The sequence below is a fragment of the Halomonas sp. 141 genome (genome assembly GCF_002810305.1).
Lineage (GTDB): Bacteria > Pseudomonadota > Gammaproteobacteria > Pseudomonadales > Halomonadaceae > Vreelandella > Vreelandella stevensii.
In genome coordinates, this window is sequence record NZ_PINZ01000001.1 from 25,685 (window position 1) to 50,801 (window position 25,117).

A 25,117-nucleotide genomic window follows, 5' to 3' on the forward strand; every position below is an offset into this window, starting at 1 on the left:
GTCATGCCCCCCCTTGGGTGTTCTTGTCTTTTTGCATGTGCATGATGGTGGTGTAGAACACCCAGCTCACCAGCAGGATCACTAGGAAGTAGATGATCGAAAAGGCCGCCGATGGTCCAAGGTCCTGCTGGCCAATGGCCATGGTGGCCAGCGACTGGCTCAGGAAGGTGGTCGAGCTGCCCGGGCCACCGCCGGTCAGCACGAAGGGTTCGGCATAGATCATGAACGAGTGCATGAAGCGCAGCAGCACCGCGATCACCAGCACGTTGGTCAATTTGGGCAGCTGGATATAGCGGAAAATGGCCCATTTGGAAGCGCGGTCGATACGGGCCGCCTGATAGTAGGCTTCCGGAATCGAGCGCAGGCCGCTGTAGCAGAGCATGGCCACCAGCGGTGTCCAGTGCCACACATCCATCAGAATGATGGTGGCCCAGGCATCACTGGCGTTGCGGGTAATGTTGTAGTTCAAGCCCAGCTCACGCAGGCCCCAGCCCATCAGGCCGATGTCGCCCCGGGTGAAGATCTGCCAGATGCTGCCCACCACGTTCCATGGGATCAGCAGCGGTAGCGTGATCAGTATCAGTACCGCCGACGCCTGCCAGCCGCGCTTGGGCATGATCAGCGCAATCCCGATGCCCAAGGGCACCTGAATGGCCAGGATGGTCAGCGAGAACAGAATCTGGCGCACGAAAGCTGCCCGCAGCGCCGAGTCGTTGAGGATGCTTTCAAACCATTCGGTGCCGGTAAAGAAGCGCGCATTGGGGCCCAGCACGTCCTGCACAGAATAGTTGACCACGGTCATCAGTGGGATGATGGCGGAAAACGCCACCAGCACCAGCATCGGCAACACCAGCAGCCAGGCACGGTTGTTATAGACTTTATTGTTCATGGCCGATCTCCACCCGGTATTCGTCTACGTACAGGCCCATATGCGCTTGAGGTAATAGCGCGTGTGCCTTGTCACCTGTCACGGCATGACCTTCGGGCAGCCGCGCCTTGAAGTGCTCGCCGTTGAGGGCAAAACTCAGCAGGGAGTAGGTGCCCAGGTCCTGAATGTTCAGCACGTCGATGGGCAGCGAGTTCGCGATCGGAGTGTTGCTGACACTGATGAACTCCGGCCGAATGCCCAGTTTGACGTTGCTGGAAGGGGCGGCTGCAATCTGCGCGCGAAGCGCGGGGCTCACCGGCATGACCTGCTCGCCAAACAGCACCTGATCGTTGTGGTGAGTCACCGACATGAAGTTCATGCCGGGGCTGCCGATGAAGTAGCCCACGAACGTATGGGCGGGCGTTTCGAACAGCTCCCGGGGTGTACCGAATTGAACCACCTGGCCGTCGTACATCACGGCGATCTTGTCGGCGAAGGTGGACGCCTCCAGCTGATCGTGGGTGACGTAGATCATGGTGATGTTGAAGCGCTCGTGGATTTCCTTGAGCTTGCGGCGCAGTTTCCACTTCAGCTGCGGGTCGATGACTGTGAGCGGTTCATCGAACAGAATCGCAGAGACGTCATCGCGTACCAGCCCGCGGCCCATGGAAACTTTCTGCTTTTCGTCGGCGGTGAGGTTTTTAGCCTTGCGGGACAGCAGCGGCGTCAGATCGAGAATATCGGCGACTTCTCGCACTTTGGGGTCTACCCGATATTCGGGGGTGTTCATGTTGCGTAGCGGAAAGGCCAGGTTGTCGTACACCGTCATGGTGTCGTAGATCACCGGGAACTGAAACACCTGGGCAATGTTGCGCTCTTCAGGAGGCAGCTCATTGACCCGTTGACCATCGAACAGCACGGCACCTTCGGAAGGTTCCAGCAGCCCGGAAATGATGTTCAGCAGGGTGGACTTGCCGCAGCCGGAAGGGCCAAGCAGGGCGTAGGCGCCCCCCTGGTGCCACACGTGATCCATCTGGCGTATGGCGTAATCCTCAGGGCCGGAAGGTTGTTTCGTATAGCTATGGGCGAGCCCCTGTAGCGTGATTTCAGCCATGGGTCACACCTCCCTGGGTCGATGCGGGAACGTGCACCGTGTTGCCTTGCTTGTCGAAGGCATACAGCTGGTGGGTCGGGAAAAAGACCTGGATGGCGTCGTTGACATTGAACTCGTGAATGCCCGCCAGGTGCAGCACCAGAGGGAAGCGCGCGTGGTGAACGTGCAGGAAGGTTTCCGAACCGCTGATTTCGGCCACGTCCACACGAACGTCCAGCGCCAGATCGTTGGCCGAGCGCCGCTCCAGGGTAATGTGCGACGCGCGCACGCCGAAGTCGTAGTCGCCGGCGGGCAGCCGTTGCAGGTCTGGGTCGCAGGGAAAGTGCAGGGAGTGATCGAAGGTGATATCGGCGCTGGTCAGCTTCCCGGGCACGATGTTGATGGGGGGCTCCGAGAACATCTCGGCAGTGTGACGGCCATTGGGCTGGCGATAGACCCGTTCGGTGGGGCCATACTGCAACAGGCGTCCTTCGTGCAGCACGGCGGTGTTGCCGCCCAGGGCTAGCGCTTCGTTGGGCTCGGTGGTGGCGTACACGGCAATGCAGTTGCGCGCCTTGAACAGCTCGCGCAGTTCGTCGCGCAGCTCTTCACGCAGCTTGTAGTCGAGGTTGACGAGTGGCTCGTCGAACAAGATCAGGTCGGCATCCTTGACCAGCGCACGGCCCATGGCGGTGCGCTGCTGCTGACCCCCGGAAAGCTCCTGGGGGTAGCGCTCCAGCAAATGCTCGATATGTAACATTTCCGCAATGCTTTCGACCCGCCGTTTGATCTCCTGGGAGGGCGTCCTGGCCAGCTTCAGCGGTGAGGCGATGTTGTCGCGCACCGTCAGGCTGGGGTAGTTGATGAACTGTTGGTACACCATGGAAACGTTGCGTTTGCGTACCGAAACGCCGGTGACATCCTTGCCATCCATGTAAATGCGCCCGCGGGTGGGTTGTTCCAGGCCGGCCATTAAGCGCATCAGCGTGGTCTTGCCTGCCAGGGTCCTGCCCAGCAGCACGTTGAAAGAGCCCGGTTCCAGCGCCAGATCGACCCCCGTGATATGAGGGTCACCGCCGACGGCGTGGTCGATGTTTTGCAGATGTAAGGACATGCCGATCTCGTTAGCGTCGTTGTTATGAATATTGCTATGGATATTGCTATGCGTGTTGTTATAGCTGTTGTCATGAACAGGTAGTGCGAAAACGAGTGTGTCTATCGCGCGGGTAGATCGGTCGAGCAGCTTGTTCTCTGTTTCTCTATTGTTCCAGGCCACCGACCAAGGCGATATTTTCATTAACGAAAGGCTAGTTGATCATTTTCGAACGTGCAACGCTTTTTTGGGGCTCATATATTCGCTTTTAGGCGTAGAGAGCCCATCACAATACATGCGCAGTGGGTGTGGGAAGGGAGAGGAGGGGGAGCAGAAGACGGGGCGGTGCCGAAGGAAAGCAAAGTGGCGCTGTGCGTTTCATTTTTGAACTCTGGAAGGCAATAAACGAAAAAACCGGCCTGTGTCAGGCCGGTTTCATTCACGCTCAAGCGTCGTTTACTTGATGCTGGTTTCTGCTTGCGGCGTGGCCTTGGCAGGCGCCGCGTTGTGGTCGATCAGCGTCGTCTTGTCGTTGGCAAAGGCATCGTAGGCGAAGTCATCCACGGTGAGCATTTCGAGCACTTCGGCCTCGAAGGTGCGCATGAACGTGGCGTCTTCCTCGTTGATCAGCCCTTTCTCCAGCGCGGCTTCCACACGTGCTTCCGGGTGGAGCGCCGTTTGCGGCAGCTCGCCCTTGGCATAGGCCTTGTTCACCGTACGGTAGATGGCCTCGGCGCGATCGTACTCTTGCAGAAGGGCATTGTAGCGGGCCAGCGGATTGCGCTCGGCGCCGTCATCCTTGTCCCAGGTGTTGCTCAGCAGCTTGCTGCGCAGGGCACTCTGGGTAGAGACGCGATGAGCGATGTCGCGGGCCAGGTCGTCATGGGGCTTGTTCCAGCGGCGGCCCGTCGGCATGACGACCACTTTCAGCACCTTGCCCAGGGTGCGGTTGGGCAGGTTGTCGAAGATCTCGACAAACGCCTGTTCAGCGCGGTTGAGCAGGAACTGCAGGCTGTAGTGCAGCAGCGCTTCTTCGCCTTCTACCTTGTTGCCGGTGTGCCACTGCTTGAGCACCATGGACGCCAGATAGAGGTTGGAGAGAATGTCGCCCAGTCGTGCCGAGAGCATTTCGCGCTTCTTCAGCGTGGAGCCCAGGCTGGCCATGGCGGCGTCGGCGCAGAGGCCAAAGCCGGCTGACAGGCGCGCGATGTCCTGCGCGTAGCCAACGGCCGGGCCGCTGAACGGTACGCTGGGCTTGCCGAGGCCGAGGCCCTGCGTGAAGGCGCGGGCCGCGTTGCCGAAAATCAGGCCCGCATGACCAAAGAACGCCTTGTCGAATGCTTTTGCGTCGTTGGCATCCTTGGCGGCCAGCTCCTCAAGCACGTAGGGGTGGCAGCGGATGGCGCCCTGACCAAAGATCATCAGGTTGCGGGTCATGATGTTGGCCCCTTCCACGGTGATCGCGACGGGGTTAGCGCTATAGCCGATGCCCAGGTAGTTGCGTGGGCCGAGGGTCACGGCCTTGCCGCCGTGAACGTCCATGGCATCGCTGAGCAGCACGCGCTGGAACTCGGTCAGCTGGCTTTTCAGAATGGCCGAGGGGACGGCGGGCTTTTCGCCGTGGTCGATCAGGTTGGCGGTCTGGTATACCGTGGCGGCAGAGATGTAGGCCAGCGAGGCCATGCGAGCCAGCGGCTCCTGTACGCCTTCCATTTCGGCAACCGGCACGTTGAACTGACGACGTACCCGTGTAAAGCCGCCGCTCCAGCCCAGCGCATAGCGGGCGGTACCAGTAGCGCCCGAAGGCAGCGTGATGCAGCGGCCAATCGACAGGCACTCCACCAGCATCCGCCAGCCCTGACCGATCATGTCCGGGCCGCCGATGATGGTGTCCAGCGGTACGAACACGTCCTTGCCCTTGATCGGGCCATTCATGAAGGGGCTGCCGATGGGGTGGTGGCGGCGGCCAATCTCCATGCCCTGCGTGTCACGCGGGATCAAGGCCAGCGTAATGCCACGGTCTTCTTCGTCGCCCAGCAGCTTTTCCGGGTCGAACAGGCGGAATGCCAAGCCCACTACAGTGGCAATCGGCGCCAGGGTGATCCAGCGTTTCTCGAAATTGAGGCGCACCCCGACCACTTCCTGGCCATCGATGACCTGCTTGCAGACCACGCCGGTATCCGGCAGCGAGGTGGCGTCGGAGCCTGCGCGCGGGCCGGTCAGGCCAAAACAGGGGATTTCACGGCCATCGGCCAGGCGCGGCAGGTAGTGATCCTTCTGTGCCTGGGTGCCGTACTTGAGCAGCAGCTCGCCGGGGCCCAGGGAGTTGGGGACACCGACGGTCACCATCAGCGTTTCGTTGGCGGAAAGCTTCTGCAGTACCATGGATTGCGCCTTGGCAGAGAAGCCCAGACCACCATACTCCTTCGGGATGATCATGCCGAAGAAGCCTTCCTTCTTCAGGTAATCCCACAGTTGCTGGGGCAGGTCGGCACGCTCCTTGGCGATGTCCCAGGCGTTGCACATGCCTGCCGCCTTGGCGCACTGCACATCCAGAAAGGCCTGCTCTTCTTCGCTCAGGCCGTCATCCTTGAAATTCAGCAGCGACTGCCACTGGGGCTTGCCGGAAAACAGCTCTCCATCCCAGGAGACGCTGCCCGCTTCCAGCGCGGTGCGCTCGGTGGCAGACACCTTGGGGGCCACTTTCTTGAAGGTGGCAAAGATGCGTGGGGTCAACCAGAGGCGACGCAGGGCGGGCAAACCGGCCACGGCCACGGCCAATGCGCCGATCAGCAGCAGAGTGCCCGTTACGGGGGCGCCCAGCACGATGCCGACCAGGCCCAGTACGCCCAGCAGGGCCAGGGCAGGAGGTGCGCCTGCCTCGCGGCGCATCACCACCAGCAGGCCAGCCACGGCCAGCACGATGAGTAGTAGGGTGAGCATGGGGTTCTCCATAGGTGGGTGGTCTTGAAGGTATTTAAACGTATGTTTGAATATTCGCAGAATCGCTTGGCAGTGTGCAAGCGTTTCGGCCTTATACGTTCGCTCTATACCCTTCACTGTAGCTCAGTTGCGGCATAAAAAAACGCCATGGCGAATGCCATGGCGCGGGTTGCTGGAGCAGCGAGTGCAGGTCGGGTCAGGCCTGTGTGGCAGGCGTTCCTTTGGCGACCGCTCCTTTGGCAGGTGCCCCATTGGCAATGTAGTAATCGACCTGGGCGCGGGGCAGGGGGTCGCGACCGCGAATGCGATCGGCGATCTTTTCGGCCAGCATGAGGGTGGGCGCATTCAGGTTACCGGTAGGAATCACCGGGAACAGCGAAGCATCCACGACTCGCAGCCCTTCCAGGCCGTGCACGCGGCCCTGGGCATCGGTGACGGCCATGGCGTCTTCGCCCATCCGGCAGCTACCGCAGGGGTGGTAGGCGGTTTCGGCGTGCTGCTTGACGAAGCTGTCCATCTCGGCATCGCTTTGTACCTCGGGGCCGGGGGCAATTTCACGCCCACGGTAGGCGTCGAAGGCGGGTTGGGCGATGATCTCGCGGGTCAGGCGTATGGCATCGCGGAACTCCTGCCAGTCCTTCTCCTTGGCCATGTAGTTGAACAGGATGCTGGGCGCGGCGTGGGGGTCTTTGGAAGTCAGCCGGATGCGGCCACGGCTCTCGGAGCGCATGGAACCGACGTGGGCCTGGAAGCCGTGGGCCTCTACCGCGCTTTTGCCGTTGTAGCTGATGGCGATGGGCAGGAAATGGTATTGCAGGTTGGGCCACTCCTCCTCGTCGTTGGAGCGGATGAACCCGCAGGATTCGAACTGGTTGCTGGCCCCAATGCCGGTTCCCTTGAACAGCCACTCGGCACCGATTTTCGGCTGGTTGTACCATTTCAGCGCCGGGTAGAGGGAGATGGGCTCCTTGCACTCGTACTGAATGTACATCTCCAGATGGTCCTGGAGGTTTTCGCCGACGCCGGGCAGTTCATGCACCACGGGGATGCCCAGCTCTTTCAGCCACTCCGGGTTGCCCACCCCTGAACGCTGCAGAATCTGCGGCGAGGCAATGGCGCCGCCACACAGCAGCACTTCACGACGTGCCCGTGCCTGCGTTGGTTGGCCCTTCCGTTCGTAGCGGACGCCCACGGCACGCTTGCCCTCGAACTCGATCACGTCCGTGACGGCATGGGTTTCGATGGTCAGGTTGCTGCGCTGTTTGGCGGTATCCAGGTAGCCACGGGCCGTGGACGCGCGCCGCCCCTTGGGCGTGACGAAGCGGTCCATGGGGCCAAACCCTTCCTGCTGATAGCCGTTGACGTCTTCGGTTTCCGGGTAGCCCGCCTGCTTGGCCGCTTCGATGAAGGTCCGGTACAGCGGGTTGTTATCCGCCTTGGGCGTGGTGATGCTTACCGGGCCACCGCTGCCATGGTACTCATTGGCGCCGATGTCACGGTTTTCGCACTTCTTGAAGTAGGGCAGGCAGCTCAGGTAATCCCACTCTTCGAGCCCGGGCTGCTGGGCCCAATGGTCATAATCGAGGGCATTGCCGCGAATGTAGCACATGCCGTTGATCAAGGAAGACCCGCCCAGCCCCTTGCCTCGGCCGCACTCCATGCGGCGGTTGTCCATATGCGGTTCGGGGTCGGTTTCGAACGCCCAGTTGTAGCGTTTACCCTGGAGTGGAAACGCCAGCGCCGCGGGCATCTGGGTGCGAAAATCGAAGCGGTAGTCCGGGCCGCCTGCTTCCAGCAGCAGCACGCTGACATCGCTGTCTTCGGTCAGGCGCGTGGCCAGCACGTTGCCTGCTGAGCCAGCGCCGATGACGATATAATCAAATTCACGTACTTGCGACATTCGTTTACCTTGGCAAAGACGACATAAAGAGCATCAAACGGTGGCGGTGGGCGCCTTAAAACACCGATTCAAACGGGCCCATCTCGATCTGTACGGACTTGGTCTGGGTGTAGTGATTGAGCGTCTCGACGCCGTTCTCGCGACCAATGCCCGACTCCTTGTAACCGCCTACCGGCATCTCCGACGGCGACTCACCCCAGGTGTTGATCCAGCAGATGCCGGCTTCCAACTGGTGAATCACTCGGTGAGCGCGGTTGAGGCTCTCGGTGAACACCCCAGCGGCCAGCCCGTACAGAGTGTCGTTGGCGCGGCCAATCACCTCGTCTTCATCAGCGAAGGCCAGCACTGACATGACCGGGCCGAAAATCTCCTCTTTCACGATCCGCATGTCGTCGGTGCAGTCGGTGAACACCGTGGGGGCCGCCCATGCGCCGTTGGCCCATGGGCCGCTATTCCACTGTTCGCCACCGGCCAGTACGCGGGCTCCTTGCTCTTTGCCCAGGGCGATGTAGGAGAGCACTTTCTCCTGATGCTCGAAGCTGACCAGCGGGCCAAAATTGATGCTGGGGTCCATGGGGTCACCGGCCTTGATGCGCGCCACGCGCTCGACCAGCTTGGCTTCGAAGGCTTCCTTGACGCTGCGCTCGACGAAGACACGGGTGCCGTTGGTGCAGATTTGGCCACTCGAATAGAAGTTGGCCATCATGGCGGCATCGGCGGCGCGGTCCAGGTCGGCATCGGCAAACACGATCAGCGGCGATTTGCCGCCCAGCTCCATGGTCACGTCCTTGAGCGTAGAGCCACCGGCAGCGGCCATGACTTTCTTGCCGGTGCCCACTTCGCCAGTGAAGGATATCTTGGCAATGCCGGGGTGCTCGGTGAGCATGGCGCCGACTTTTCCGTCGCCTTGAACGACGTTGAAGACGCCGTCTGGCAGGCCTGCCTCGGTGAAGATTTCGGCGAGTTTCATCACCGTCAGCGGCGTGACCTCGCTGGGCTTGAAGACCACGGCGTTACCCGCCGCCAGCGCAGGGGCGGCTTTCCAGCAGGCAATCTGGATGGGGTAGTTCCAGGCGCCGATGGCACCGATCACACCCAGCGGTTCCCGGCGGGTATAAACGAACGAGCTTGCGCGCAGCGGTATCTGGCTGCCCTCGATGGCGGGGGCCAGGCCTGCGTAATACTCCAGCGCATCGGCGCCGGTGACGATATCGACGTTGGCAGTTTCGCTAATGGGCTTGCCGGTGTTGCGGGTTTCCAGCTCGGCAAGCTCGTCGTTACGTTCGCGTAGCAGTGCCACCGCGCGCAGCAGAATGCGTGAGCGTTCCATGCCGGTCATGGCCGCCCAGACACGCTGGCCTTGCTGCGCGGTGCGCACGGCCTCGTCGAGATCGCCCTGGCTTGCCTGGCCAACGGTGGCGAGCAGTGAGCCATCGTAGGGGTTGGTGACGGTGAAGGTGTCACCTGACGTCGCCGCGACCGTGCGGCCATTGATATATAGAGGAAGTACGTCCTGATGGGCCATGGGGTTCTCCTTAATATGATGCGTCAGCGGTGGAGTGCTTCAGGCAGCCGTGGTGGGCCAGCAGTTGATCCAGATAGGCGTGGGCCAGTTGCCGTGCTTCCTGCGCATCCAGCCCTTCCGGCGCCAGGGCGCCGCGTAGCCAAAGACCATCGATCATGGCAGCCAGCCCGCGCGCGGCGTTGCGCGCATCGCGATGCGGCATGACGCGCCGGAACTGATGACACAGGTTGGCATATAGCCGACGGTCGTTGACGTGCTGTAGACGTTGCAGCACGGGCTTGTGCATGCTGCTGGCCCAAAAAGCGAGCCAGGTCTTGGCGGCAGGGCCGGTCACCTGGGAGCGGTCGAAGTTTCCTTCGATGATGGCGCCAATATGAGCGCGGGGCGAGTCGTCGTCCAGCGCCTGGCGGCGCGCCGCAACGGCATCGGTCAGGTCGGTCAGTATCTGGCGCATGGTGGCTTCGAGCAGGCCATCCTTGCCGCCGAAATAGTGACTGATGATGCCTGCCGAGACTCCGGCATGCCGTGCAATGCGCATGACCGTCGCTTCCGCTAGGCCCACTTCGTCGATGGCGGCCATGGTGGCCTTGATCAACTGCTGACGACGTATTGGTTCCATTCCCACCTTAGGCACGGCGATCTCCTGAACACTCTTCGAGGATGATGAAAATTATCATGGCACTTTTTTATTGAACGTTCAATCAATAAAAGGCAATTGACGGTACTTGCAGGCTGTCTTGTTCATTGGGAAATGAAATACCTGCGGCGATTGACTTGCCTTTTGCCAACGAGATTGGCATACTCTGCACCCGCTGATGTCGGAAAGGCTACGTAGCTCAGCTGGTTAGAGCACATCACTCATAATGATGGGGTCCCCTGTTCAAATCAGGGCGTAGCCACCGGTCAGCCAGGCACGCTTCTCTTGTGTGCCGTCATGGTGGCCCCTTAGGTCCTCCCGCAACGCTAAACTGCGAACCCCGCCAGGCCCGGAAGGGAGCAACGGTAGTGGTGGCTGCGTGTGCCGGGATGTGGCTTTTGGGGCCGCCTCCATTATATCCTCCCCCTTAGTTTTGCTTCGCTTGATTCCCTGTGGGTCGAGATTCTGTTGCCCGTACGAGGCTCCATTTGGCACCCTGATGGCCTTTTGCGCTTTCTGAGTGGTCGTGCGTGCCAGAAACGTCTCTTTGTCACTTCGGAAAGCTCATGAAAAGTCTACTGCGTTGGATAGCGGGCGTGGTGGTGCTGTTGGCACTGCTGTTGGCCGGGCCCGCCTGGATGTTGGCCAGTAACCAGGTGGTTACCGATGGCCACTGGTCGAATCTGGACCGCTCATCGGCGGGGTTGGCCCCAGACCCTGACGCCCATCCCGAGGCGGTGGTGCAAGTGTACGCTGCACGGGCGTATCACTGGCGGGGCGCGTTTGGGGTGCATATCTGGGTGGCTACCAAAGCTGACAATGCCAGCGACTACCGCCTGCACCAGGTGCTCAGTTGGCGTAGGCCCACCGTGGTGTCGAGCACCGATACGCCGGATCGGGCGTGGTTTGGCCATGCGCCCGAACTGCTGGCCGATTACCGCGGCGATGAAGCGGGGCAGTTGATTACCCAGATAGAAGAGGTGATTGGCCGTTACCCTCAGGCCGATTTATACCGGGTGTGGCCCGGCCCCAACAGCAACAGTTTCATCGCATGGCTTACCCGCGAAGTGGAGGGCCTGGCGGTGGCGTTGCCGGTCACCGCCGTGGGCAAGGATTTCCTGTTCGATAGCGTAGTAGCCCCTGTGCCCAGCGGCACCGGGTATCAGTTTTCGCTGGGCGGGGTGTTGGGGTTGATGCTGGCGCTGGAAGAGGGCGTGGAGCTCAACGTGCTGGGCATGAGCCTGGGCGTCGATATTCTCAGGCCGGCCTTGAAGCTGCCTGGCGTGGGCCGGGTGGGCCTGCCTGCTCGGGTGCTGGGGAATGCTGCCGAGCAGGCAGAGCCGCAGGGGTGATCAACCTGCTGGAGCCTCGGCGCTCAACGCTGGAAAAGGAGCGTGCACGTAGCGGATGGCGTCGCTTAGTCCGTCCGTAATATCGACGCCATACCGTTCACTTAGCAGAGCCGCTCGACCCACGAAGGCGCCGGAGCCCAGCACGATGGCATTGGCACCCTGGTCGAGCGAACTCACGATGGCGTCATGCAAGCGCTGTTCGGCCTGCGGCGTGCGGGCAGCGGTTTCCGATACCCCCATGCCAGTGGCCACGATCCGACAGCGCGCGTCCAGGCCATAGCCACGGCTCAGCGCGCGGATGGTTTCCACGGCGCCCTCGAACGTGGTGATGACGGTGAAGGGGCGGTCATGCTGGCCAGCGGCGCGCATGCCTGCCTCGGCCAGGCTCACCACTGGGCGCTGTGTTGCATCGCGTAGTTCTTGAACCGCCAGATCATCGAAGCAGGCCATGATGTAGCCAACGTCGTCGGCGGACTGGCGCTGTTGGATCAGCGCCATGACCTCCCGAGTGGCGGTGGCCTTGTGCGCTGCATTTTCGATGGCGATAGGCCCCGCCAGTGGATTGGTGACCTCCATTTGAACCCCTTCAGGCGAGCACTGCCGTACCAGGCGGCGTATTTCCCGGGTGACCTGGGGATTGGTATTGGGGTTGATGACCAGAATGCGCGGGGTATCGGTTCGCGACGCTTGGCACATGCTGCCGATGGGGGCTGTATGGCTGGGTCCAGTCTTGTTCGTCATTGCCTCAACGCCCCGCCAGAAGGTCGGGTAGCCACATGACGATGTCTGGCCAAATCATGATGGCAAAGGTGAACAACACCATGATGCCCACGAAGGGAATCGACCCCATGATGACGTCGTTGAAGCTGCCGCCATCCTTGCGCACGCCCTGAACCACGAACAGGTTCATGCCCACCGGTGGTGTGATGAGGGCGATCTCGCACATCAGCACGATGAAGATCCCAAACCAGGTGGGGTCGATCCCCACCGCCATGACCATGGGCACGGTAATGGGTACGGTCAGCACCAGCATCGACATGGCGTCCATGAAGGTGCCCAGAATCACGTAAAACACGAATAGCACCAGCAGCAGCGTCACTGCCGTCAGGCCGAAGGAGGCGACCCACTGGGTAAGTGCCTGGGTAACCCCCAGCATCGAGATAGTGACGTTGAGCAGCAGGGCGCACATCAAGACGATGATCACCATACCCGATGTTTTGGCCGCCTGCAGCGAGCAGTGAATCAACAGGTCCAGCGTCAGCTTGCCACCAACGGCGATGAAGCCAAGGGCGATGACCACGCCAATGGCGGCGGATTCGGTGGGGGTCGCCAGGCCGCCGTAGATGCTGCCCATGACCACGCCAAAGATGACCACGGGAGGAATCAGGTGCTTCGACAGCGACAGCTTGTCCTGAAGCGAGACATTGACCTCGACCAGCGATGCCTTGCCCGCCTTGCCGTGGGCGAGCCACAGGTAGAGCGAGAACAGCAGCGCCAGGGCAATGCCCGGTATCAACCCGGCAGCAAAGAGCTGGCTGACGGAGGTATTGGCCAGTTGGCCATACACCAGCAGGTTGATGCTGGGGGGAATGAGAATCCCCAGCGTGCCGCCCGCTGCCAGCGAGCCCAGCGAAGGACGAATGGGGTAGCGATACTGCTGGAGCGCCGGCAGGGCGATGGTGCCTACGGTGGCCGCGGTGGCCACCGAGGAGCCGGAGGTGGCGGAGAACAGCGTGCAGGTAGCGATATTGGTATGCAGCAAACCACCCGGCAGGCGATTGAACCACACCGCCAGCGCGGCATACATGCGGTCCGCGATGCCGCCGCGTAACAGCAGCTCCCCCAGCAGCATGAAGAGTGGAATGGCGAGCATCGACGGGCTGTTCAGGCTGCTCCAGACGACGCCGCCCATCATGTTCACCAGCGGGGCGCCGTACATCAGATAGCCGCCCGCCACGCCCACCAGCAAAATCGACACCGCCACTGGCAGGCTGAGCAGCATCAGGGCCAGCATAACCATGAACGCCCCTGCAATGACCGGAATACTCATGGCAGTGCTCCTTTTTCACGCTGCTCGAGGTCGGCCAGTTCGGCTTCGAGTTCTTCACTGGCTGAAGCAGGGCCGAAGCGCTGGTTCAGTGCGGGCCAGTCTCGCCGGATCAGCAGGCGCAGGGCTTGCAGGGCCAGCAGGGCCGCGCTCGCCGCAAAGATGCCCATGGCCACCAGCCAGACCGCTTGAGGGTAGATCAGCGGCGTGGCCCAGGGGGTCTGGGCGATGGAGCGGTAGTTATGCGTGTCGAGTACGGTCTGCACGGTAAAGTACAGCAGAAAGGCCGCCAGCAGCCCCAACGAGAGGGCTGCCAGGGCATTGAGGATCGCTTTGACGGTGGTGGGCAGGCGCATGTGCAGCAGATTGATGCGAATATGCGACTGCTCGATCATGGCGACGCCGAAGGCCAGAGGCGCCGCCACCGCAATGGCGTAGCCTCCCAACTCATCGACGCCACCAAACGACAGCGAAAAGAATTTGCGAATCAGGGTCTCTATCGTGATCAGCACGGCCAGCAGTAGCATGAACGTGCCGAACAGGATCCCCATCAGGCGAGCACAAAAAGTCATACGGGTCTCCTGGTAACGTTACAGGCCAAGCTGAGCGCCGACCGTTTCGCGCCAGGTGGCTTCGCAGTCGGCGGCCACGTTATTGCACTGGGTGGCCCACAGCGGCAGGGACACTTCCTCTACGGCGGCGGTGACGGCAGCCAGATCGGCGTCGGAAACGGCGACTTCGGTCAGCGCATACTGGTTGCCGAACTCGCAGGGCGACTCACCGGCGTTACAGCGCATGGCATCTTCGTAAAGCGCTTCCGAGTAGCTCCAGATGTCGTCGCTGAGCTCGGCAATGGCCGTTTCCAGCTGGGACTGCTGGGTCTCATCCAGGCGGTTCCAGGTGTCCAGGTTGATGGCGTAGCCATTGATGGCCAGCTGTAGAGCGATGGGCAACACGGTGGTCGTTGCCTCTGGCCAGCCGCCGGCGTTGGCCGAGGCAGGGCCGGTGATGCCGCAATCCACGACGCCACGAGAGAGCGCTTGTTGCACGTCGCCGAAGGGCATCGAAATGCCGGTGGCGCCCAACTGGCCAATGAAGTTGGCTGCGCTCTGGTCACCCACCCGTACGCGCAGGCCTCTCAAGTCCTCCAGGCCGGAAATATCCTTGTTGCAGAAGATGACCTGGGGACCGGCAGGCCATACGCCCAATAACTTGGCGTTGAAGCGGGACTGCAGGCGTGAATCCACATAATCATAAAAAGCCATGACATTGTCCCGGCCAGTCTCGAAACTGGTGTTCAGGCCGATCAAGTCCATCCCAAGCACCGAGGGCTCGTCACGGCTGACCTGGGGGCCGCGCAGCGAGACGATGTCGAAAAGACCGGAGTTGAGGATGCGTAGCCCGTCCGTATCGGGAATGCCTGCCACATCTACCGGAATGTACTGAACCGTGGCTTCCAGGCCGCTGTGCTCGGCGAAATTTTCGAAGAAGGGGCGCTCCTTGTTCTGGGCAATCAGCCCCGAACCGGCAGGTTGGCCGAGCACTTTGAGAGACAGCGTATCGGCGTGGGCGGCGCTGCCGATCACAGCGGCGGAAAGGGCGGTCATGAGAAGAGTGCGCTTGAACATGGAGGCTTCCTGTTATCTGTAGTGGGTGCGATGTGGTACGCCAGGCTGGGCGTGTTGCTCACCGCGCATCCTGCGCAGCGTTTGTTAAGTAGATCCATATTTCATGCCACAAGAGCTATGAAATTTAAATTTCATATATAAAACAGGCAGAAACCACGCGTTGCCCGAAAAATGGGGTAACACGACATGGGGCGTGAGAGACAAAAATGCACCTTGAAAGTGCATGTTGATAGGGTGATGAACTAGAAGAGTGCTTCAGTAAAAGCAGGCGCTCGTCGAAATGGCTCGATTAAAGCTCTTCAAAGCGGTCGTTGAGGGTTTCGATGCGGCTCAAACGCTGTCGTGACGCGTCTCCGGCCAGCTCGATGGTGCGCATGATCAGCAGATGACAGAGGGTCATGACCGCAGTGTGATTGAACAGCGGCCCGGAAGCGTGCGTATGGCAGCGAAAATGCCAGGTAGCGGAAGGGTGGGGCTCCGTGCCTTCATCGGTGATATACACCAGCGAGGCCCCGCACTCCCTGGCGCTGCTCAGCAGCTGTTCGGTCGTCGCAACTCGGCGCCGCAACCCCAGCACGATGACGCTGTCTTCCGGGCCAATGTCGGCAAGGTGCTCGCCCAGGGTTTCGCCAGGGCCGGGAATGGCGGCGATATCTCCGGTCACTTGCAGCAGCTGCCAGCGTAGGTAGTCGGCTAGCGGGCGGCTGGCGCGATAGCCAACGACCCAGATTTTACGTGCCGCCAGCCATGCATGGGCGACGGCGTCGATATCGGCCTGGGTGATGGCGGCAAAGGTTCTGTCCAGGTTGTCCTTGCTGAAGGTCAGCCCCTGGGCAAGCCAGGATTCGGATTGGCCGAGACGCTGAGCGGGGAGAAACAGGCGCGACCCCGTCGTCTGCTCTTCGCGGGCATGCCTGCGTGCGGCTTCGTAATTGTCGTAACCCAGACGCCTGACGAAACGCGATACTGTCGCCTTGGAAACTTTTGCAAAGCGTGCCAGCTCCTGGGCATTGTAGCTGGCCAACTCGCCGGGGAAGTCGCAGACGAATTCACCCAGCCGCCGCTCTGCTGGATGCAGGGAGGGCAGTGCATGGCGAACGCGGGCAAGAAAGGAGCGTTCTTTCGAAGCGGGCGGCATGACAGTATCCTGAAACCACGATTTCTTGAATGATGCGGGTTATCAGGCGTCAGGACAAGATAGCTGCGCCAGCCGTCACTGCGGCTGCTGCTCGGTGAAGCGCTTCATAATGGCCAGGGTCGTATCACTCACGTGGTGCTCCATGCCTTCGGCATCGATGCGCGCGGTGCTGTCTTCGACGCCCAGAGCGCGCAGAAAATGCAGCACGATGTCGTGCCGAGCGCGGGAGGTTTCGGCCACTTTCTGGCCTTCTTCGGTCAGAAACAGCGATCGGTAAGGCTGGCTGGTGACGAGCCCCAGCTCGTTGAGTCGCCGAATCATCTTCGACACGGTGGCCTGGCTGACGGCCATGCGATTGGCGATGTCTGCTGCTCGGGCCTCACCGCGGTGCCGCAACAGATCACCGATCAGCTCCACGTAATCTTCGATGAGCTCGGTTTCATGAGCGTTGCGCACGGTTTCATACTGCTGAGCGTGCTGCTCCACTGGCGGTAGGGCGTCACCGCTTTTCTCACATGAGGCAGGAGCGTGCCGCGGGTCGTGATCACTCATTGGCAATATTTATCAAGGTTAGTGGCATCGTTGATTGGTGATGGTAGCGCATTTGGACGGATAATTGTTAGCCAAGGCTAAACTATTTGCACTTGGCTTTTTCTTTGAGCTACAGTGATATCATATGTGAGTTTACACGGGAGCAGTTGGCGATGGCGAAATCTTACGGATGGATGTTGATGGGGGCTTCCCTGGCCTTCGGTGCGAGCACGTCCTCGGCGTATGCCAACGAGCTGTTGCATCCGCCCATCAACGTGGCCGTCACTTTTTCGGTGCTGGGCGATCTGGTGCAGCGGGTAGCGGGTGACGATGCTGAAGTGACCGTGCTGACGCCCATCAACGCTGAAGTGCATGAGTGGGAGCTGACGCCGGATAATTTTGCGGCCCTCGAGAAGGCCGATATCGTCTTCTACAACGGTTACCAGCTGGAGCAGTGGATGCGCCAGGTGGAAGCCACGGTATCGCAAGGCGTGCCCGTGCTGGCCGTGGCTGAGGACTCGGGCTATCCCACGCAGTCGATTGCGATAGGCGACATGGAAGGCGATATCGACCCGCATCTGTGGATGGACCCGCGTGCCGCCAGCGCCTACGTGCAGGCCATTGCCAACGCCCTGGAAGAGCGCTTGCCACAGCAGGCGGGAGAGATTCACCAGCGTGCCAGCGCGCTGGAAGACGAGCTGCACGCACTGTATGTCGAACTGCAAGAGACCCTTGAGGCAATTCCCGAAGAACGGCGTGTGCTGCTGTCCAGCGAGGCGGCGTTTCTCTACTTTGCCGATGCCTTTCACTTCAAGCACGATGGCATCTGGGGCACCAATGCCGAAACCGAAGGCTCTCCACGCCAGCTGATGCGCATCATCGATTTGATCAACGAGCGCCAGCCCGCCGCACTGTTCTGGGAAAGCACCATTTCTGACCGTCATGTGACCAGCATCGCCCGTGATACGGGGCTGCCGGTGGCAGGCCCACTTTACGTGGACTCGCTCAGCGAGCCGGACGGTGTGGCGGGTGACTACTTTGCCATGCAGCGACACAATGCCGAACTGCTGCGCCGTTATCTGGGCGTCGAGTAAGCCATCATGAACAGTGCTTCGTCACTACCTCCGGCTGCCATTGAGGTGTCGGGGGTCTATGCCGCCTATCAACGCCAGCCGGTGCTCGAAAATATTCAGCTGAGCTTGCCGGCGGGGCGTTGGACGGCTATCGTCGGGCCGAACGGGGCTGGCAAGTCGACGCTGTTTCATGTGCTGACCGGTAGCATGAAGCCGCTGCGTGGCCAGGTGATGGCGTTCGGAGAGCCCATTCAGCGGCGCCGCAAAGCTGGCGGTATCGCCTATATGGCGCAACGTGAAGCGATCGAGTGGGACTTTCCGATCTCGGTATGGGACACCGCAATGACGGCGCGCTACGGCCACATGCGCCATGACCCTTTATGGCGGCGTCTGCTGCCTGGGCGTTGGCAGGCTCCGAGCCACCGTGACGTCGTGAGCAAGGCGCTGCAGGACGTGAATATGCTGGACATGGCCGAGCGTCCCATTGGGGCGCTGTCGGGCGGCCAGAAAAAACGTGTGTTGTTGGCCAGGGCGCTGGCCCAGCAGGCCAGTATCCTGTTGTTGGACGAACCGCTGGCGGGCGTCGACCCGCCCAGCGAGCAGCTGATTCTCGATGTGCTCAAGCGGGAGCGAGAAGCGGGCAGGACCATTGTCATGGTGACCCATGACATGCCGGGAGCGCGCCGCTATGTGGACCATGTGGTGCTGATCAACCGCTTCATCCGCGGGGCGGGGCCCCCGGATGAAATGCTCAGCGACCGCAGGCTGGCCGAACTGGCGGTGAGCGCCCAGCCAGCCCCCGATTCCTTTACCTTGCAACAGACCAGTGCTCCTGCTTTGATGCCTCAATAACGGTCAATTTCAACATGTTAGATACACTGGATAGCATGGCCAGCGCGCTGATCGCTGGCCTGCTGGCGGCGCTGATGGTGCCCATCAATCTGTTACCCGATGCCATCTCCGATGCGTTTCAGTACGCCTTCATGCAGCGTGCGCTGCTGACCTCGATGCTGGTGGGCGCCATCTGCGGTCTGCTCTCCTGCTACGTGGTGCTCAAGCGCTGGTCGCTGCTGGGGGATGCGATTTCCCACGCGGTCTTGCCTGGCGTGGCGATTGCCTACCTGTTGGGGCTGCCGTTTTTCATTGGCGCTTTCGTGACGGGGGCACTGACGTCGTTGGGCATCGGTGCCATCGAGCGCCATACCCGCATCAAGTCGGACGCGGCCATGGGTATCATGTTCACTGGCGCTTTTGCGCTGGGCATCGTGCTGATCAGCAAGATGGCCTCCAGCACGCACCTGATGCATATCCTGTTCGGCAACGTGCTGGGCGTACAGCAGTCGGCGCTGATGCTCACGCTGGCCGCCAGCGTCGTGGCGCTGCTGGTGATATGGCTCGCCTTCAGGCCGCTGATGCTCTACGCCTTCGACCCCACGCAGGCCCAGGCGCTGGGGTTCAATACCAGCGTCATTCATTACGGCCTGATTCTGCTGCTGACCCTGACCATCGTGGCAAGCCTGGAAACCGTAGGCATCATTCTGGTCGTTGCGATGCTGATCACCCCTGGCGCCACCGCCCACCTGCTGACCGAGCGTTTCACAACGATGCTGTTGATTTCCACCGGTGTCGGTGTGGGGTCGGCGGTGCTGGGGCTATGGCTCTCTTATGCCTTCGATGTGGCTTCGGGAGGCACCATCGTCCTGGTCGCCACCAGCTGCTTCTTCCTGGCGCTGCTGTTTTCGCCTCGGCATGGCGTGCTGATGCGGCGCTGGCGGCATCGCCAACTAGGACGTTAAGAGGATGCCCACCCGGTCACGATACAGGAGTAATCCACTATGCCAAGGACCTGGTGTTGTTGATTAGTGACCGGGGCTAGCGAAAGGCCAAATTGACCAAATAGCCGAGCACAGTTACGTATGCTCATTTCGGGGCGGACGCTGATGACCGGCTTGGTCATGATTTCGTACAGGCTGACGCGTTCTGTCGAGCGATTCGCCGCCAGTACCTTTTTGGCAATGTCCGTTGCGAGCACTATTCCATGCTCATCGGTTGCGTCACGTGGTTGTATGATCAAGACGTTAACGTTGTGTTTGCGCATCACGTCGATGCCTTCTGCAACCGTCAACAGGCCATCGACCAGCCTGTATTGTGAGTGCATGATCGTTTCTGCCGTTGGTATGGCACTTTGATGCTCTAACATGCTCACTCCCTGTCTGCTGGCTGACCAAGCACCTCGGTCAGTGATTTGATTTGATGCTGTACGCCCACGGCATCTTCAACGTCTATCTGAAACGCGATGCCAGTGCCTGGTGTCTCATCGAACTGACCTACCTCCGCGATGGACTCCAGAATGAGTCGGCTAATATGCTCTTCGGTCAGGAACAGGAGCACGTCCCGCTGAGCGGTGATTTCCATGCCAAAGATGCCGCGTGCTTTTTTGAGTCCTTCGCCCCTGGCATTATTGATGACGGTCGCTCCCGTTGCGCCCGCATCACGAGCCGCCTTGAGGACATCATCGGTCAAGTCGTCTTCAACCAGTGCTACGATGAGTTTAAAGCGCATTACGTTTTCCTTCGTTGGTTAACCTTACGCTGAGTCTGCGGTCTCTCCATTGAGCGATTTGGGCATAGCCCATCACCGTGATGATGGGAAACAGGCAGGCCAGCGCAATCATCCCAAAGCCATCCATGAGTGCGCTTCGCCCTGGAATAGAGGAAGCCAGGCCAAGCCCCAGAGCGGCGATAATAGGAACTGTTATCGTAGAAGTCGTCACGCCGCCGGAATCAAACGCGAGCGGAATAATGCTTTTTGGCGAGCGCAACGTTTGCAAGATCACCAACGTGTAGGCACCCAATACAAACCACTGTAGTGGCCAGCCCATGACAATACGCCAGGCCCCTAGCGTGATGCCGAAGGCCATGCCAAGTGCGACGGCGAGGCGCAATGTAAACGGTCGAATGGTGCCGCCGGATATTTCTCCAGCTTTGATAGACACTGCAATCAGCGAGGGTTCAGCGATGGTGGTGCTGGCGCCAATGGTAAAGGCAAAGATGTATACCCAGTAATAGTCGCTCCAGTGGCGCTGGGCGCCATCGGCGAGCCCGGGGAGAAAGTCAGCATTGGTCAGCTGGCCGGCCATGAGCTCTCCCATCGGAAACAGCGCTTGTTCCAGACCCACTAGAAAAAGTGATAATCCTACCCAAACCATGACAAAGCCCACGATGACTTGCGGCAGGCGTTTCACACGTTTGCGGATGACAAGATATTGAAAACCAAAAATAATCGCGGCGATAGGAAAGATATCGAGTAGCGTACTCCAGAGCGTAATAAGCAAATTCATGGATTGATCCCCTTGACCAAATCGAGTCCAAAAATGCCAAAGAGCAACACAAAAATAATCGGCATGACGGAGGCGAAGGCAATCAAGCCAAAACCATCCAGCATGGGGTTGCGGCCCTTGATACTCGAGGCGAGACCGACTCCCAGGGCCGTTACCAGCGGCACAGTAATCGTCGATGTTGTGACGCCCCCAGAGTCGTATGCAATACCGACGAGTTCGCTGGGTGCAAAAAGGGTCAGCAGCATGACCAGCGCGTAGCCGCCAATAATCATCAAATGCAGCGGCCAGCCCTTGAAGATGCGCAATACGCCAAGCATGACGGCGGTGCCTACCGAGCAGGCAACAACCATTCGTAGCGTGAAAGCAAACGAGGCTTGTGACTCACCGGTGTTGGCAATCAGGCCCCCTGCAGCAACCACCTCGCCTGCACGAGCAGCCACTGCAATCAATGCTGGTTCAGCCACGGTGGAGCCAAACCCCAGAGCAAATGCGAACAGCAGTAGCCAGGCGATCGAGCCCTTGGCGACAAAGGCTCGAGCGAGGTTTTCTCCTAAAGGAAAAAGGCCAAGCTCCAGCCCTTTGATGAATAGTGTCAGGCCTACCACTACAAACAACAAGCCTATGATCAAGTCCAGGAAAGCCAGGCTTGCGGGTAGCGGCTGACCGATCACGACCAGCTGAAAAAAGGCCATGACAGCCACGACGGGCAGCAAATCCCGGAGGCTGTCTTTAAATTGATGAAGCAGTGAAGTGACGATATTCATGAAGTCTGGGGAAGTCCGTAAACGTCAGGGCAATGACTTGATATTAATCAAATGATCATGAAGCAGGCCTGATATGGCGCAAGCTTTGGGTCGAAAATACCGTTCAACACAAACGACTGCCCATCAACAGCAGGCCCGCATCCAGCGAGTGCCACCCCCACCAGGCAAGGGCAGTTCCCCCGGCGATGATCAGTACCGTCAGCAGCGCTAGCGAAAGGGTTTGTGGTGTCATGGTGTCACCTGCGTGGGAGTGGCGCGTGCCAGCGGTTTTTCGCTGATGAACCAGTGCAGGGCGGCGGCCACCACGGAGAGCACGATGGCGATTTGCCAGACGGTATCGTAGTGACCAGTCATGTCATAAAGGTAGCCGCCTAGCCAGACGCCCATGAACGACCCCAACTGGTGGAACAGAAACACGATGCCGCCCAGCATGGAGAGGTGTTTGACACCAAACACCGACGCCACGATGCCGTTGGTCAGTGGCACGGTCGAGAGCCACAGCAAGCCCATGGCGATACCAAACGCGTAGGCACTGTAGGCGCTGAGGGGCGCGACCAGAAACACGGTAATGACCACGCCTCGGATCAGGTACAGCCAGCTGAGCAAGCGCGGCTTGGACCAGATTCCCCCCAACCAGCCTGCCGTATAAGTGCCCACGATGTTGAACAGCCCCACCAGGGCGAGAACGGTGGTACCCACTTGCACGGCAAGCCCGTTATCGAACAGGTAGCCCGGCAAGTGCACGGCAATGAACACCACCTGAAACCCGCACACGAAAAAGCCCAGGCAGAGCAGCCAGAAGCCTTTTTGCCCGGCGGCTTCGTTGAGCGCGTCGCGCAGGCTCAGGTCGCCCAGCGCATGGGGGCGTGGGCGATCCTTGAGCATGGCGCCCAGCGGAATCATCACGGCGGCAATCATGCCCATGGCCAGCAGGGCCGCCGACCAGCCCAGCCACTCGATCAGCCCCAGCGTGCCCGGCAGCATGGCGAACTGGCCAAACGAGCCCGCCGCACTGACGATTCCCATGGCCATGCTGCGCTTTTCGGCAGGCACCGCCCGCCCAACAGCGCCCAGGATCACAGAGAAGGTCGTGCCAGAGAGGCCGATCCCGATCAGCAGGCCAGCGCTCAGGGTCATGCCCAGCGCGCTGGTGGAAAGGCTCATGAAGCACAGCCCCAGCACGTAGAGCACGCCCCCGGCCACGATGATTCTGGCCGCGCCGAAGCGGTCTGCCAGCGCGCCGGTGAAAGGCTGTGCCAGGCCCCACATCAAATTCTGAATGGCCAGTGCCAGGGCAAAGACCCCGCGCCCCCAGCCAAGCTCACTGCTCATGGGTTCGAGGAACAACCCGAAACCGTGGCGCAGCCCCATCGCCGTAGAGATGATGAGGCTGGCCAGCAGGATCAGCAGCAGGGAGGAGTGTCGTGTAAGGGCCATGACGGGTCTCGTTGTTGTTCGGTGGTTAACACGTTAACCAACTATCGCATGGCTTACGCGGCTTTAGAAGCTCCCAAACAGCGTCCCCAGGGTAATGACGGTGATCAGGGCCGCCACGGGTAGCACGATGGTCACCATGGCCACATTGGCATAGGACTGGCGGTGCGTCAGCCCGCAAATGGCCAGCAGCGTGATCACCGCCCCGGAGTGGGGTAGCGTGTCCATGCCGCCCGCCGCCAGGGTGGCGACACGGTGCATCAGTTCGGGATTGATCCCCGCCTGCTGTGCCATGGCCAGGTACTCATCACCCAGGGTTTGCAAGGCAATCGACAGGCCGCCCGATGAGGAGCCGGTAATGCCTGCCAGCACGCTCATGGCTACGGCTTCGGAAATCAGCGGGTTGCCGGAAACGTTGAGCACGGCATCACGGATGATCATGAAGCCTGCCAGGCTGGCAATCACTGCTCCATAGCCCACTTCGGAGGCGGTATTGAAAATTGGCAGCAGCGAGCCAAAGCAGCCCTGGTTGATGGTGTTTTTCAGATCCTTCCAATGATTCCAGCGGGTAATGATCAGCCATGCCGAGGCGCTCAGCAGCGAGATCAGGATCGCCCACAGGCCAGTCTGGCGGCTGGGGGTGATGTTCTCGAAAGCATCGCTGATATAGCTCAGATCCATGGCGGGGAAAACGCCATAGGTAAACAGCGCGTTCAGGCCGATGACCATGATCAGGGGAATCAAGGCCACTGCCAGGGGGAGCGTGGGGGCGGGCGAGTCGTCCTGCTGGGGGTCGACTTCACGCTCGGTATGCGTGCCATAGCCTTCGCCGTTGGCCGCCGCCTTGCGAACCCTGGACTGCAGATAGTAGGTGCCCAGGCCCAGCATGATGAGCCCGGCAATGATGCCCAATCCGGGAGCCGCAAAGCTGTTGGTGCCAAAGTAAGGAATGGGAATGGCATTCTGAATGGCTGGGGTGCCTGGCAGGGCCGTCATGGTAAAGGTAAAGGAACCCAGCGCGATGGACGCAGGTATGAGCCGCTTAGGCACATCGGCCTGATGGAAGAGCTCACGGCTGATGGGATAGATGGCAAAGGCCACCACGAACAGTGACACGCCACCGTAGGTCAGTACGGCACAGGCCATGACCACGGTCAGCACCACGTGATGCGTGCCCAGCCGCTTGACGATACCGTTGGAAATGGACTGCGCGGCACCGGAGTCGGCCATCAGTTGGCCGAACAGGGCGCCCAGCAGGAACAGCGGAAAGAACTGAGTGACGTAGTTACCCAGCGCCCGCATGAAGGTGTCGGTGTAAATGGGCAGCAGCAGGCCGCCATCACCGGAAAGCAGGACTGCCAGCGACGCCATGAGCGGTGCCAACAGCAGCACTGAGATGCCTCTGTAAGCCAGTAACATCAGCAGTATCAGGGAAATGAGAATGGCGAAAATGCCCATGCAGGCTCCTAAGACATTGTTAAATTAGCAGTGCCGGTCATCAATGAAGGTCCCGATACTAGGAGGATTGTTGCATAGCAGCAAGAGCGCTGTGACTAAAGTCTTAGCCGCTGTGCCAGCGTACTCGGGGATCAGATAAGCCTGATGAAGGGCGCGCTATCTGCTAAAATCCGCCGCCTGGTTTTAAAGGCATGGTTTAAAAACCTGGTTTTAAGTGCCTGGTTTCAAGAACTTGGTTTTAAGAACCTGGTGAAGACTTCGTATTAAAGACGTTCCATTAGCTCTGGATATCT

General features: G+C 60.2%; 24 protein-coding genes, 1 tRNA gene and 1 other RNA gene. 6 read left to right on the forward strand and 20 right to left on the reverse strand.

Annotated features, from left to right (window positions below):
• Position 1: 1 nt before the first annotated feature.
• From CWI66_RS00125 to betI, 7 genes are all read right to left on the reverse strand, one after another.
• Positions 2-889: a carbohydrate ABC transporter permease gene (locus tag CWI66_RS00125; RefSeq protein ID WP_039178292.1), complete on the reverse strand. Its 888-nt coding sequence runs from the start codon at positions 887-889 to the stop codon at positions 2-4.
• A complete protein-coding gene (locus CWI66_RS00130) occupies positions 879-1,982 on the reverse strand; it encodes an ABC transporter ATP-binding protein (protein WP_100730570.1) in 1,104 nt (367 codons plus the stop codon). Before CWI66_RS00130 ends, CWI66_RS00125 begins: the two co-directional genes overlap by 11 nt.
• Complete coding sequence (locus tag CWI66_RS00135; protein ID WP_100730571.1) at positions 1,975-3,075, reverse strand: ABC transporter ATP-binding protein; 1,101 nt, start codon at positions 3,073-3,075, stop codon at positions 1,975-1,977. Before CWI66_RS00135 ends, CWI66_RS00130 begins: the two co-directional genes overlap by 8 nt.
• Before the next feature lie 435 nt (positions 3,076-3,510).
• The gene (locus CWI66_RS00140) at positions 3,511-5,997 is read right to left on the reverse strand and encodes an acyl-CoA dehydrogenase (RefSeq protein WP_100730572.1); all 2,487 of its coding nucleotides are present in this window, start codon (positions 5,995-5,997) and stop codon (positions 3,511-3,513) included.
• A gap of 196 nt (positions 5,998-6,193) precedes the next feature.
• Positions 6,194-7,897: a choline dehydrogenase gene (betA, locus tag CWI66_RS00145; RefSeq protein WP_100730573.1), complete on the reverse strand. Its 1,704-nt coding sequence runs from the start codon at positions 7,895-7,897 to the stop codon at positions 6,194-6,196.
• A gap of 55 nt (positions 7,898-7,952) precedes the next feature.
• Positions 7,953-9,422: a betaine-aldehyde dehydrogenase gene (betB, locus tag CWI66_RS00150; protein ID WP_100730574.1), complete on the reverse strand. Its 1,470-nt coding sequence runs from the start codon at positions 9,420-9,422 to the stop codon at positions 7,953-7,955.
• Positions 9,423-9,432: 10 nt separating this feature from the next.
• Entirely contained in the window at positions 9,433-10,056 is a 624-nt protein-coding gene (betI, locus tag CWI66_RS00155) for a transcriptional regulator BetI (protein WP_198517409.1), read from the reverse strand.
• A gap of 191 nt (positions 10,057-10,247) precedes the next feature.
• Here betI and CWI66_RS00160 point away from each other — a divergent pair.
• The 3 genes from CWI66_RS00160 (at position 10,248) to CWI66_RS00170 (ending at position 11,411) form a co-directional block, all read left to right on the forward strand.
• Positions 10,248-10,321: transfer RNA gene (locus CWI66_RS00160), tRNA-Met, on the forward strand.
• 45 nt (positions 10,322-10,366) lie between these two features.
• An RNA gene (gene ffs, locus CWI66_RS00165) (signal recognition particle sRNA small type) lies at positions 10,367-10,463 on the forward strand.
• A 162-nt stretch (positions 10,464-10,625) separates the two neighbouring features.
• Positions 10,626-11,411: a DUF3750 domain-containing protein gene (locus tag CWI66_RS00170; protein WP_100730576.1), complete on the forward strand. Its 786-nt coding sequence runs from the start codon at positions 10,626-10,628 to the stop codon at positions 11,409-11,411.
• Here CWI66_RS00170 and CWI66_RS00175 read toward each other — a convergent pair whose 3' ends face one another.
• The 6 genes from CWI66_RS00175 to mntR all read right to left on the reverse strand — a co-directional run bounded on the left by CWI66_RS00175 (position 11,412) and on the right by mntR (position 16,776).
• Positions 11,412-12,152 (reverse strand): aspartate/glutamate racemase family protein, encoded by a 741-nt coding sequence (locus CWI66_RS00175; protein ID WP_232710678.1) that lies wholly within the window; start codon positions 12,150-12,152, stop codon positions 11,412-11,414.
• A 4-nt stretch (positions 12,153-12,156) separates the two neighbouring features.
• On the reverse strand, positions 12,157-13,461 hold the full coding sequence (locus tag CWI66_RS00180; RefSeq protein WP_016913684.1) for a TRAP transporter large permease: 1,305 nt from the start codon (positions 13,459-13,461) through the stop codon (positions 12,157-12,159).
• Positions 13,458-14,030 carry a TRAP transporter small permease subunit gene (locus CWI66_RS00185; protein ID WP_100730578.1) on the reverse strand — a complete coding sequence of 191 codons (573 nt, stop codon included), beginning with the start codon at positions 14,028-14,030 and terminating at the stop codon, positions 13,458-13,460. The genes CWI66_RS00180 and CWI66_RS00185 overlap by 4 nt, the downstream gene beginning before the upstream one ends.
• Before the next feature lie 18 nt (positions 14,031-14,048).
• Entirely contained in the window at positions 14,049-15,086 is a 1,038-nt protein-coding gene (locus CWI66_RS00190; RefSeq protein WP_100730579.1) for a TRAP transporter substrate-binding protein, read from the reverse strand.
• 289 nt (positions 15,087-15,375) lie between these two features.
• The gene (locus tag CWI66_RS00195) at positions 15,376-16,224 is read right to left on the reverse strand and encodes a MurR/RpiR family transcriptional regulator (protein ID WP_100730580.1); all 849 of its coding nucleotides are present in this window, start codon (positions 16,222-16,224) and stop codon (positions 15,376-15,378) included.
• Positions 16,225-16,299: 75 nt separating this feature from the next.
• Positions 16,300-16,776: a manganese-binding transcriptional regulator MntR gene (gene mntR, locus CWI66_RS00200; protein ID WP_100730581.1), complete on the reverse strand. Its 477-nt coding sequence runs from the start codon at positions 16,774-16,776 to the stop codon at positions 16,300-16,302.
• 152 nt (positions 16,777-16,928) lie between these two features.
• On the opposite strand from mntR, the gene CWI66_RS00205 reads away from it, so the two are divergent.
• Genes CWI66_RS00205 through CWI66_RS00215 form a run of 3 tightly spaced genes read left to right on the forward strand, consistent with a single transcriptional unit; the run spans position 16,929 to position 19,624 of the window.
• Positions 16,929-17,849, forward strand: a complete 921-nt coding sequence (locus tag CWI66_RS00205) for a metal ABC transporter substrate-binding protein (protein ID WP_100730582.1) — start codon at positions 16,929-16,931, stop codon at positions 17,847-17,849.
• Between the two features lie 6 nt (positions 17,850-17,855).
• Complete coding sequence (locus CWI66_RS00210; protein ID WP_100730583.1) at positions 17,856-18,680, forward strand: metal ABC transporter ATP-binding protein; 825 nt, start codon at positions 17,856-17,858, stop codon at positions 18,678-18,680.
• Positions 18,681-18,694: 14 nt separating this feature from the next.
• Positions 18,695-19,624 carry a metal ABC transporter permease gene (locus tag CWI66_RS00215; RefSeq protein ID WP_332867917.1) on the forward strand — a complete coding sequence of 310 codons (930 nt, stop codon included), beginning with the start codon at positions 18,695-18,697 and terminating at the stop codon, positions 19,622-19,624.
• Here the strand turns inward: CWI66_RS00215 and CWI66_RS00220 are convergent.
• The 7 genes from CWI66_RS00220 to CWI66_RS00245 form a co-directional block, all read right to left on the reverse strand.
• Positions 19,621-20,028, reverse strand: a complete 408-nt coding sequence (locus CWI66_RS00220; RefSeq protein WP_016913693.1) for a CBS domain-containing protein — start codon at positions 20,026-20,028, stop codon at positions 19,621-19,623. The genes CWI66_RS00215 and CWI66_RS00220 overlap by 4 nt on opposite strands.
• 2 nt (positions 20,029-20,030) lie before the next feature.
• Positions 20,031-20,390 carry a P-II family nitrogen regulator gene (locus CWI66_RS00225; RefSeq protein ID WP_016913694.1) on the reverse strand — a complete coding sequence of 120 codons (360 nt, stop codon included), beginning with the start codon at positions 20,388-20,390 and terminating at the stop codon, positions 20,031-20,033.
• Positions 20,380-21,168, reverse strand: coding sequence for a Na,Li,K/H(+) antiporter subunit UmpB (gene umpB / locus CWI66_RS00230; RefSeq protein ID WP_081193337.1), 789 nt, complete (start codon positions 21,166-21,168; stop codon positions 20,380-20,382). The genes CWI66_RS00225 and umpB overlap by 11 nt, the downstream gene beginning before the upstream one ends.
• Positions 21,165-21,932 (reverse strand): DUF1538 domain-containing protein, encoded by a 768-nt coding sequence (locus CWI66_RS00235; protein ID WP_016913696.1) that lies wholly within the window; start codon positions 21,930-21,932, stop codon positions 21,165-21,167. The genes umpB and CWI66_RS00235 overlap by 4 nt, the downstream gene beginning before the upstream one ends.
• A 103-nt stretch (positions 21,933-22,035) precedes the next feature.
• Complete coding sequence (locus CWI66_RS18520) at positions 22,036-22,164, reverse strand: hypothetical protein (RefSeq protein WP_256357590.1); 129 nt, start codon at positions 22,162-22,164, stop codon at positions 22,036-22,038.
• Complete coding sequence (locus tag CWI66_RS00240; protein WP_100730584.1) at positions 22,161-23,369, reverse strand: MFS transporter; 1,209 nt, start codon at positions 23,367-23,369, stop codon at positions 22,161-22,163. Before CWI66_RS00240 ends, CWI66_RS18520 begins: the two co-directional genes overlap by 4 nt.
• Before the next feature lie 63 nt (positions 23,370-23,432).
• Positions 23,433-24,824 (reverse strand): GntP family permease, encoded by a 1,392-nt coding sequence (locus tag CWI66_RS00245; RefSeq protein ID WP_100730585.1) that lies wholly within the window; start codon positions 24,822-24,824, stop codon positions 23,433-23,435.
• Positions 24,825-25,117: the final 293 nt, after the last annotated feature.

What these genes read in the sequence shown, in the direction of transcription:
- umpB (WP_081193337.1), bottom strand. Translation starts at nt 21,168, where the DNA reads ATGAATTTGCTTATTACGCTCTGGAGTACGCTACTCGATATCTTTCCT.
- CWI66_RS00185 (WP_100730578.1), bottom strand. Translation starts at nt 14,030, where the DNA reads ATGACTTTTTGTGCTCGCCTGATGGGGATCCTGTTCGGCACGTTCATG.
- CWI66_RS00235 (WP_016913696.1), bottom strand. Translation starts at nt 21,932, where the DNA reads ATGAATATCGTCACTTCACTGCTTCATCAATTTAAAGACAGCCTCCGG.
- CWI66_RS00170 (WP_100730576.1), top strand. Translation starts at nt 10,626, where the DNA reads ATGAAAAGTCTACTGCGTTGGATAGCGGGCGTGGTGGTGCTGTTGGCA.
- mntR (WP_100730581.1), bottom strand. Translation starts at nt 16,776, where the DNA reads ATGAGTGATCACGACCCGCGGCACGCTCCTGCCTCATGTGAGAAAAGC.
- CWI66_RS00125 (WP_039178292.1), bottom strand. Translation starts at nt 889, where the DNA reads ATGAACAATAAAGTCTATAACAACCGTGCCTGGCTGCTGGTGTTGCCG.
- CWI66_RS00205 (WP_100730582.1), top strand. Translation starts at nt 16,929, where the DNA reads ATGGCGAAATCTTACGGATGGATGTTGATGGGGGCTTCCCTGGCCTTC.
- CWI66_RS00245 (WP_100730585.1), bottom strand. Translation starts at nt 24,824, where the DNA reads ATGGGCATTTTCGCCATTCTCATTTCCCTGATACTGCTGATGTTACTG.
- CWI66_RS00135 (WP_100730571.1), bottom strand. Translation starts at nt 3,075, where the DNA reads ATGTCCTTACATCTGCAAAACATCGACCACGCCGTCGGCGGTGACCCT.
- CWI66_RS18520 (WP_256357590.1), bottom strand. Translation starts at nt 22,164, where the DNA reads ATGACACCACAAACCCTTTCGCTAGCGCTGCTGACGGTACTGATCATC.
- CWI66_RS00225 (WP_016913694.1), bottom strand. Translation starts at nt 20,390, where the DNA reads ATGCGCTTTAAACTCATCGTAGCACTGGTTGAAGACGACTTGACCGAT.
- betA (WP_100730573.1), bottom strand. Translation starts at nt 7,897, where the DNA reads ATGTCGCAAGTACGTGAATTTGATTATATCGTCATCGGCGCTGGCTCA.
- CWI66_RS00195 (WP_100730580.1), bottom strand. Translation starts at nt 16,224, where the DNA reads ATGCCGCCCGCTTCGAAAGAACGCTCCTTTCTTGCCCGCGTTCGCCAT.
- CWI66_RS00180 (WP_016913684.1), bottom strand. Translation starts at nt 13,461, where the DNA reads ATGAGTATTCCGGTCATTGCAGGGGCGTTCATGGTTATGCTGGCCCTG.
- CWI66_RS00240 (WP_100730584.1), bottom strand. Translation starts at nt 23,369, where the DNA reads ATGGCCCTTACACGACACTCCTCCCTGCTGCTGATCCTGCTGGCCAGC.
- CWI66_RS00175 (WP_232710678.1), bottom strand. Translation starts at nt 12,152, where the DNA reads ATGACGAACAAGACTGGACCCAGCCATACAGCCCCCATCGGCAGCATG.
- CWI66_RS00220 (WP_016913693.1), bottom strand. Translation starts at nt 20,028, where the DNA reads ATGTTAGAGCATCAAAGTGCCATACCAACGGCAGAAACGATCATGCAC.
- CWI66_RS00190 (WP_100730579.1), bottom strand. Translation starts at nt 15,086, where the DNA reads ATGTTCAAGCGCACTCTTCTCATGACCGCCCTTTCCGCCGCTGTGATC.
- CWI66_RS00140 (WP_100730572.1), bottom strand. Translation starts at nt 5,997, where the DNA reads ATGCTCACCCTACTACTCATCGTGCTGGCCGTGGCTGGCCTGCTGGTG.
- betB (WP_100730574.1), bottom strand. Translation starts at nt 9,422, where the DNA reads ATGGCCCATCAGGACGTACTTCCTCTATATATCAATGGCCGCACGGTC.
- CWI66_RS00130 (WP_100730570.1), bottom strand. Translation starts at nt 1,982, where the DNA reads ATGGCTGAAATCACGCTACAGGGGCTCGCCCATAGCTATACGAAACAA.
- CWI66_RS00215 (WP_332867917.1), top strand. Translation starts at nt 18,695, where the DNA reads ATGTTAGATACACTGGATAGCATGGCCAGCGCGCTGATCGCTGGCCTG.
- CWI66_RS00210 (WP_100730583.1), top strand. Translation starts at nt 17,856, where the DNA reads ATGAACAGTGCTTCGTCACTACCTCCGGCTGCCATTGAGGTGTCGGGG.